Here is a 2,886-nt window from a genome sequence, read left to right on the forward strand (position 1 = left end):
TGCTCGCACTTATAGCTAACGTGACATGCTTATATCTTATTTCTGGTCATCGAGAAGATGGCGCACATATGAAAGCCAGTTGGATTTTCTCGGCGAATGACGTTGTCGTAAATATGGGCGTTATATTTGCCGGTGTACTCGTGGCGTGGACGGGATCAGCTTATCCAGACTTAATCATTGGCATCCTGGTTTCTTTATTCGTGCTTAATGGTGCTCGAAAGATTTTGGCTTTGAAGTAAGAGTATCGAAAATGAATCTATTTCAAGTTAAACAAAATCAGATCGTCAAAATTAGAGATCTCAAAAAAGGTAATCAATACAGTCATACCACTGATCCCGTATTGGAACGGCTCCAACTATTAGGTTTTAGAGAGGGTGAAACTCTACAAGTACTCGCTAAAGGTGTTTTTGGCGGAGATCCTGTTTTAGTTCAGATTGAAACTTCAAGATTCGCATTAAGAAAGAATGAAGCTGAAAGAATTTTTGTAGAGTTAGTATCCAATGAAGATTAAGAATATTGCATTAGTCGGTAATCCAAATTGCGGAAAAACCTCTTTATTTAATACACTTACTGGTACGCGACAAAAAGTTGCCAACTATGCTGGGGTTACCGTAGAAAGAAAAGAAGGTTCTTTTAACTTACCTTCTGGTGATGCAATACGAGTATTGGACTTACCCGGAACTTACAGTTTAAAACCTAGTAGTTTAGATGAAGAAGTCACCAGGGCAGTTTGTTTGGGCGAGCTAAAAGGTGAAATTCTACCCGACATTTTTATATGCGTCGTAGATGCCACAAATTTAAGCTTACATTTGAGCTTGGTTCTCGAAGTTCGTGCTTTAAATCGCCCTATGATTCTTGTATTAAATATGATGGATGAGGTCAAAAAGCGTGGTATTTCCATTGATAAGGATAAACTGTCTCAACTGTTAGGTATCCCTGTAGTTGAAGCTGTCGCAGTTAAAACAAAAGGAATTCAAGATTTAATTAATCAATTAGATCAAAAAAATCTTTTTATTACTCCTTATCATTCTGAATTAAGTCATTTTGAACAGGTCAAACAAATCACCAAACAAGTTATTTTAAATAATGACAATGGTGATAAAAGAACCGCATTTCTAGATAAAATTTTTCTACATCCTGTATTAGGTTTAGTAATCTTAACTTTAACCATGTTTGTGATGTTCCAAGCGGTATTTATATGGGCAACACCTTTTATAGAATTCATTGAAAATTTTATCGTATGGCTCAGTGATTTTATTGGACCACTAATCCAACATCCTCTATTAAAAAGCTTGGTAGTCGATGGGGTAATTGCTGGCACAGGTAGCGTGCTTGCATATATGCCTCAGATTTTGATTTTATTCTTCTTCATTTTAATGCTTGAAGAGTCAGGCTATTTACCCCGAGCAGCATTTCTTTTAGATAAATTAATGTCTAAAGCCGGGCTTAGCGGCCGTTCATTTATTCCTCTGCTATCCAGTTTTGCTTGTGCGATTCCCGGAATTATGGCAACCAGAAGTATCAGCTCTGAACGGGACCGATTAGCAACAATTATGATTGCACCATTGATGACCTGTTCAGCAAGATTGCCCGTATATGCTTTATTGATCGCGGCATTTATTCCGAACCAATTAATCTACGGCTGGTTAAGTCTGCAAGGATTAGTCCTTTTTGGTCTTTATATGTCGGGAATAGTCTCAGCGTTATTAGTTTCACTCTTTCTGAAGTTGGTTCGAAAAGATAAAACTGAAAGTATTTTTATTTTTGAGCTTCCCACATACCGAATTCCAGATATTAGAAATATTGCATTAGGCTTATATGATAGGGCAACTATTTTCTTAAAACGAGTTGGTGGCATTATCGTTGCACTGTCTATCTTGTTATGGGTGCTAGTCACGTTCCCTCAAGCACCAGATAATGCAACCATGCCAGCCATTAACTATAGTTTAGCTGGTCAGTTAGGACATTTAATTCACCCTATATTTGCGCCTATTGGTTTTACATGGGAAATATGTATTGCACTCATTCCTGCTATGGCAGCAAGGGAAGTTGTAATTGCAGCTCTTGGGGTGATTTATGCAATGTCAGGTGATGAAGATACTGTAACTCAAAGTCTGTTAAGTCAAATTTCAGGCCCGGATGGATGGGGGTTAGCCACAGGTTTATCATTATTGGTATGGTTTATTTTTGCTCCACATTGTCTTGCCACGTTAGCAACAATTAGACGAGAAACAGGTAGCTGGAAACAGCCTGTCGTTATGGCAACTTATTTGTTTGCATTAGCCTACATCTTTTCATTCATCACATATCAAGTTGCGAGTAAGTTTTAATTAGCAAATGAATAAAAGAGGGGGGGAGCTAGCTCCCCCCCTTTATTAAATTACTCGATGTAAGCGTGGGCTTCTGAATACTTTTATCTAACTATAACAACTACTTAAATGTTTAAATCTCTAGGTTTTGAATAGTCGAGGTATCAGACGAATATAGATTGGTAAAAAGCATAGTTCAACGATAGTCTGAGTCAAGATTACAGCAGGAATTATGGGCATACTTCCCGGAATTGCAAAAGCTAATGGAAGAATAACAAATGAATTTCTATATGATGCTGAAAAGGACACAGCACTAGCAGAGCCAGATTCTAATCGAAAAATACGAGCAATTATCCAACCCACGAATGGAGCAATAATGGCAAAAGAAATATAAATTGGTAAAGCTTGAAGAGCTGCACTTTTTGCAAGCCCAATTTGAGGCATAACTGATGCTAGGACGATAAACAAAACTAGGGCTGTGGCAGGGGCACTGTTGCAAATAGGCTGACGTGATAAGCTAAATATCTTATTTATTTCGAGATACAGCAGATGAATCCCTTCCACGGTCGGCACTTTC

At 38.0% G+C, this 2,886-nt stretch carries 3 protein-coding genes and 1 pseudogene; 3 read left to right on the forward strand and 1 reads right to left on the reverse strand.

The features are described from left to right. From NI465_RS16425 to feoB, 3 genes and pseudogenes are all read left to right on the forward strand, one after another. Positions 1-239 (forward strand): annotated as a pseudogene (locus NI465_RS16425) (cation transporter); the annotation flags it as partial. Between the two features lie 11 nt (positions 240-250). Then, entirely contained in the window at positions 251-511 is a 261-nt protein-coding gene (locus NI465_RS16430) for a FeoA family protein (protein ID WP_004665962.1), read from the forward strand. After that, the gene (gene feoB / locus NI465_RS16435; protein WP_086044985.1) at positions 501-2,330 is read left to right on the forward strand and encodes a ferrous iron transporter B; all 1,830 of its coding nucleotides are present in this window, start codon (positions 501-503) and stop codon (positions 2,328-2,330) included. Before NI465_RS16430 ends, feoB begins: the two co-directional genes overlap by 11 nt. Positions 2,331-2,450: 120 nt before the next feature. Here the strand turns inward: feoB and NI465_RS16440 are convergent, their stop codons facing one another. Continuing rightward, positions 2,451-2,882 carry a bile acid:sodium symporter gene (locus tag NI465_RS16440; protein WP_253146000.1) on the reverse strand — a complete coding sequence of 144 codons (432 nt, stop codon included), beginning with the start codon at positions 2,880-2,882 and terminating at the stop codon, positions 2,451-2,453. Positions 2,883-2,886 lie beyond the last annotated feature (4 nt).

The sequence above is a fragment of the Acinetobacter lwoffii genome, from assembly GCF_024129855.1.
In the GTDB taxonomy this organism is placed as follows: Bacteria; Pseudomonadota; Gammaproteobacteria; order Pseudomonadales; family Moraxellaceae; genus Acinetobacter; species Acinetobacter lwoffii_L.

Excerpts from the sequence above, each read along its gene's own strand:
- NI465_RS16430 (WP_004665962.1), top strand. The coding sequence starts at position 251 with ATGAATCTATTTCAAGTTAAACAAAATCAGATCGTCAAAATTAGAGAT.
- feoB (WP_086044985.1), top strand. The coding sequence starts at position 501 with ATGAAGATTAAGAATATTGCATTAGTCGGTAATCCAAATTGCGGAAAA.